The organism is Acidovorax sp., assembly GCF_046339755.1.
GTDB lineage: Bacteria > Pseudomonadota > Gammaproteobacteria > Burkholderiales > Burkholderiaceae_C > Acidovorax.
On the sequence record NZ_JBKDTZ010000378.1, the window covers coordinates 1 to 4,997 of the forward strand.

A 4,997-nucleotide genomic window follows, 5' to 3' on the forward strand; every position below is an offset into this window, starting at 1 on the left:
CGAAGCGGCCGTTGGCCTCGCGCTGCAGGCTGGTCAGGTCGAACAGCAGGGGCGAAGCCTGGGTCGTGGGCTTGCTCTCTTCCGTCACCGTGGCCGGCTTGCCGCGCACGGCGTCGGCGATCGCCTGGGCCTCGCGCTGCGACCAGACGCGGTCGGCGCGCATCTCCACGTCCTCGCCCTTCTTCCACTTCGGGTCGAACCACTTGGCCGGATACTCGCCCGCCTCGGCAGCGAAGTTGGCGTGGATTTCCCAGTAGTCGCGGCTCACGAACTTGCGGATCTTCTCCTCGCGCTCCACCACCAGCGACAAGGTGGGCGTCTGCACCCGGCCCACGGTGGTCAGGAAGAAACCGCCGTCGCGCGAGTTGAAAGCCGTCATGGCGCGCGTGCCGTTGATGCCGACCAGCCAGTCGGCCTCGCTGCGGCTGCGCGCCGCATGGGCCAGGCCGGCCATCTGCTGCTCGCTGCGCAGGGCGTCGAAGCCCTCGCGGATGGCCTGGGGCGTCATGGACTGCAGCCACAGGCGCTTGACGGGTTTGCCCAGGGGCTTGGCACCGCCGGCGTACTGCTCGATCAGGCGAAAGATCAGCTCCCCTTCGCGGCCCGCGTCACAGGCGTTGATGAGCTGCGTCACGTCCTTGCGCTTGGCCTGCTTGACCACCGCGTTCAGGCGCGTCTTGGTCTTGTCCACGGGCTTGAGGTCGAAATACGGCGGGATCACCGGCAGGTGGGCAAAGCTCCACTTGCCGCGCTTCACGTCGAATTCCTCGGGCGCCTGGATCTCCACCAGGTGGCCTACGGCGCTGGTGACCACATAGCGGTCGTTCTCGAAGTGGTCTTCGTGCTTGTCGAACTTGCCCGCCACGGGGGTCAGCGCGCGCACGATGTCCTGCGCCACCGAGGGTTTTTCTGCAATTACCAGGGTCTTGGTCATTTTTTGGTTTCTCGCCAGTCTGGCTGTCCGGCATCCGGCCGGTCGCTTCTACAATTCGTTGCCTCACGCGTACACGCGCACGCGCATGTGTGCATATTCAAGTTAACAGAGTTTTTGCCATGCCCCGCACCGCATCGACCGCCGCCCCTTCCAATCCATCGGGCCGCCGCATCCAGACCCGGCGCTCGGGCGTGCATGGCAACGGCGTGTTTGCCGTGCAGGATATTGCAGAAGGCGAAGTCCTTGTGGAGTACACGGGCGAGGTCATCGGCTGGGAGGAGGCGCAGGACCGCCACCCCCACGATCCCCTGCAGCCCAACCATACCTTCTACTTCCATGTGGATGAAGACCGCGTGATCGATGCAAAGTTCGGCGGCAACTCCTCACGCTGGATCAACCACAGCTGCAATCCCAACTGCTACGCCGATGAGCGCGATGGCCGCATCTTCATCACGGCCCTGCGCAATATCGCTGCCGGCGAAGAACTCAACTACGACTACGGCCTGATCATCGACGAACCCTACACGAAAAAGCTCAAGGCCGAATACCCCTGCTGGTGCGGCAGCGACAACTGCCGGGGCACCTTGCTCGCGCCCAAGCGCGGCTGGCGCCCCCCCCTGCCGCCCGAGCCGGCTGCACCGGTGCGTACAAAGGGTAACAAAAAGAGCGAGGGCAGTGCAAAGGCTGCGCGACCTGCCGCGCCGGCGCAGGGCACCAAGCCATGACGGCGCTCTCCCTGCGCTGGCCCGCCGAAGCCCTGTGGGAGGCTGTGGTGCCCCGGTTGCCGGGCTTTTCCGTGGAGGTGCTGCCCAGCATCGACTCCACCAACACCGAGCTCATGCGCCGTGCGCGGGCGGGGTTGTGCGACCCCACCCTGCTTGTGGCCGAACAGCAGACGGCCGGGCGCGGACGCCTGGGCCGGGCCTGGCAGAGCGACGTGGGCGCATCGCTCATGATGAGCCTGGGCCTGCCCCTGGCGCCGGCCGACTGGTCGGGCCTGTCCCTGGCCGTGGGGGTCAGCGTGGCCGAGAGCCTGCAGCCAGTGCTCCCTGCCGCCGGGCAGTTGCCCCGTGTCGGACTCAAGTGGCCCAATGACCTGTGGACCACGGGCGACCGCAAGCTCGGCGGCATTCTGGTCGAAACCGCGAGCTTCGTGGCGCCGCAGGGCGCCTTGGCGGAGCGGGCCTCTGCGGCCCGCTATGTGGTCGTGGGCATCGGCATCAATGTGCTGCCGCGCAGCGGCGAGGGCATGAGCATGCCACCCGCCAGCCTGCAGGACGTGGAACCGGGCCTCGATGCCCCGGCGGCGCTGCTGCGCATCGTGCCGCCCCTGGTGGCCATGCTGCAGTCCTTCGAAGGCTACGGTTTTTCGCCCATGCAGGCGCGCTTTGCGCAGCGCGACATCCTGCAGGGCCGCGCCGTGACCCTGAGCGACGGGCAGGCCGGCACCGCCCACGGCGTGGGCGAGGATGGCGCGCTGCTGGTGCAAACCGCCAGCGGCATGCAGGCCGTCACGAGTTCGGAAATCAGCGTGCGGCCCGTGCCCGCGCAGTCATCCATATGATGACGGAGCCTGCTGCATGCTGCGCCTGCTCATCCTGATCCTGCTGCTGGCCAATGGCGGCTACTACGCGTGGTCGCACGGGCACCTGCGCGATTGGGGTTTCGCACCTGCGCAGGAGGGTGAGCCCCAGCGCATGAACCAGCAACTGCGCCCCGAAACCCTGCAGATCCTGCGCGCCAGGCCGACCAACCCCACGCCCCAGCCTCCGGTGGCCGAAGCCACGCCGCCGGTGGTTGCGGCGGCAACTGCCACCGAATGCCTGCAGGCCGGCGTGCTCGACGAGCGCCAGGCCGAGACCGTGCGCACGGCGGCGGCCGGCCTGCCCCAGGGCAGCTGGACCATGGAATCCACACCCGTGTCGGCCCGCTGGATGGTCTACATGGGCCGCTTCGAAGACCAGGAGACCCTGGACAAGAAGCGCACCGAGTTGCGCGCGCGCAAGGTGGATTTCGACCGCCCCGGCGGCACGTGGGAGCTGGGCCTGTCGCTCGGACGCTTTGCAACGGAAGAGGCGGCCAAGCGCGAGCTGGCGAACCTGGGCGAAAAGGGCGTGCGCACGGCCCGCGTGATCCAGGAGCGTGCCGAAACCCCGGGCTTCACCCTGCGCCTGCCGGCGGTGACCGATGCCATGCGCCCGCAACTGGAAACACTGCGCGGGCCCCTGGCCGGCAAGCCGCTGCGTGCCTGCAGCTGACCGAACCCCGGGCCCTGCGCCGCAGCGGTCCACCCCATTGTCTTTATTGCTGATTCCCGATCCCATGACCGAAGAAGCCTCTTCCATCCAGTGCGGCGAGCATGGTGAAGCCACGCCCACCTACGTTTGCGGCCACCTGCACCGCCAGCCCGCGCAGCGCTGGTTCTGCGACGCGCCCGAGGCCGACTACCCCTACCCGGACGCCTGGTGCGCGAGCTGCAATGACGAGCTGGCCAAGGAAGGCGGCGAGTGGAACGAGCGCAACGAAGGCTGCCTGGACCTGCAGATCCTGTGCCACCACTGCTACCAGAACGCCATGGCCCAGAGTGTCGGCGCCATGGCCGAGCCGCAGCAGCACGCCTGGGAAGATGCCGTGGTGGATGCCCACCATGCACTGGTACACAAGCAGAAGGCGCTGGAATCGGACCACGGCATCTCGCGCTTCGAGCGCTGGGACTATGACCAAACCCAGGGCACGCTGACCTTCTCGCACGAGGGCGCCCCCAAGGTCGTGGCGGACATCGAGTTCATCGGCTCGGTCTCCAAGGCCAGCGGCACCTGGCTCTGGGCCTGGGCGAATTTCAGCAACCCCGCCAAGGTGTCGACCCGCATCCCCGCCTTGCGCGAATGGGGCGAGGTGCAGGGATTTCTGCCCCTGACCGTCCCCTTGTGGAATGCCGACGTGACGGATGGCTGGGAGCTGTCGGGCGTGGCGGCCCAGGTGCTGGGTGCGCGCGGGGTGTACCGCGCGCCTACGGACAATGGCTACCTCTTCATGGCGCTGATGTCGGTGCGCTCAGTCGCCTAAAAGCCGGGCCGCTGCACACTACATGGGGATCGCCCGCGTCTCGCCGTGCCGCAGCAGCCAGACGCGCTCGGCCGGCAAGCCGCGCTCGGCCAGCGCGGCGGCCAGGTCGCGTGGCGGGTGGTCGAAGGCTTCCTGGGTGAGCATGAAGGTGCCCCAGTGCACGCCCATGGCCTGGCGGGCCTCCACGTCCAGCATCAGCTGCACGGCGTCGGCCGGGTTCACGTGCATGGGCTTCATGAAATCGCGCGGCAGGTAGGCGCCGATGGGCAGGGCCAGGAAATCCACGGCGCCCAAGCGCTGGCGGATGGCCTTGAAGTCGCCGCTGTAACCGGTGTCGCCCGGGAACAGGAAGCGCCAGGGCGTGGATGCGCCGGGCCGGTCCCATTCGAGCAGGTAGCCGCCCCAGAGCGAGGCATTGGTGTCATTCAGGCTGCGGCGGCTCCAGTGCTGGGCCGGGGTGAAATGCACGCGCACGCCAGGGGCCAGTTCGACAGCATCCCACCAGCCGAGCTCGGTGGTGTGCTCCATCCCGCGCCGCATGAACCAATCCTTGAGCCCCAGGGGCACGATGAACCGCGGCGCCTGCCCGGCCGCGCGCAGGCGCTTCAAGGTGGCGCTGCACAGGTGGTCGTAGTGGTTGTGCGAGACCAGTACCGCGTCGATGCGTGGCAACTGTTCCGGTGTGAGCGGCGGCGGCACGCGCCGCGCGGCACCAAAGCGGCCCAGTGGGCCGGCATGGCCGGCCAGCGTGGGGTCGATCAGCACGTTCAGGCCCGCCACCTGCAGCAGTATCGAGACATGGCCCAGCCAGGTCACGACGGGTGCTTCGTGCGTTTGCGCCAGCAGCGCGTGGTCCACGGGCTGGGTCCAGTCACTGATGAAGCGCGCGTAGCCGCCCGTGGGCTCGCTGCGTGGCTTGAAATCGCCGCGCAGCGACCGCCAGGCCATCTCGTACCAGGGGAAGTTGCCGATCACCACGGCCGGGTCGGTGTTGCGA

6 protein-coding genes are annotated in these 4,997 nt (G+C 68.1%); 4 read left to right on the forward strand and 2 right to left on the reverse strand.

Annotation, left to right across the window (positions count from 1 at the left end; translation table 11 throughout):
- On the reverse strand, positions 1 to 934 hold a 934-nt coding region (locus tag ACK59X_RS32600; RefSeq protein ID WP_409963297.1), incomplete at its 3' end, for a DNA topoisomerase.
- Between the two features lie 119 nt (positions 935 to 1,053).
- Between ACK59X_RS32600 and ACK59X_RS32605 the strand changes: the two genes are divergently transcribed.
- From ACK59X_RS32605 to ACK59X_RS32620, 4 genes are all read left to right on the forward strand, one after another.
- Positions 1,054 to 1,659 (forward strand): SET domain-containing protein, encoded by a 606-nt coding sequence (locus tag ACK59X_RS32605; protein ID WP_409963299.1) that lies wholly within the window; start codon positions 1,054 to 1,056, stop codon positions 1,657 to 1,659.
- Positions 1,656 to 2,498 carry a biotin--[acetyl-CoA-carboxylase] ligase gene (locus ACK59X_RS32610; protein WP_409963301.1) on the forward strand — a complete coding sequence of 281 codons (843 nt, stop codon included), beginning with the start codon at positions 1,656 to 1,658 and terminating at the stop codon, positions 2,496 to 2,498. The genes ACK59X_RS32605 and ACK59X_RS32610 overlap by 4 nt, the downstream gene beginning before the upstream one ends.
- Positions 2,499 to 2,514: 16 nt before the next feature.
- Positions 2,515 to 3,192: an SPOR domain-containing protein gene (locus ACK59X_RS32615; RefSeq protein WP_409963303.1), complete on the forward strand. Its 678-nt coding sequence runs from the start codon at positions 2,515 to 2,517 to the stop codon at positions 3,190 to 3,192.
- A 64-nt stretch (positions 3,193 to 3,256) separates the two neighbouring features.
- Positions 3,257 to 4,000, forward strand: coding sequence for a DUF6882 domain-containing protein (locus tag ACK59X_RS32620; RefSeq protein WP_409963305.1), 744 nt, complete (start codon positions 3,257 to 3,259; stop codon positions 3,998 to 4,000).
- Positions 4,001 to 4,018: 18 nt separating this feature from the next.
- On the opposite strand, the gene ACK59X_RS32625 is transcribed toward ACK59X_RS32620, so the two are convergent.
- Positions 4,019 to 4,997 (reverse strand): MBL fold metallo-hydrolase (locus ACK59X_RS32625; protein ID WP_409963307.1); only part of this gene is annotated, 979 nt, incomplete at its 5' end.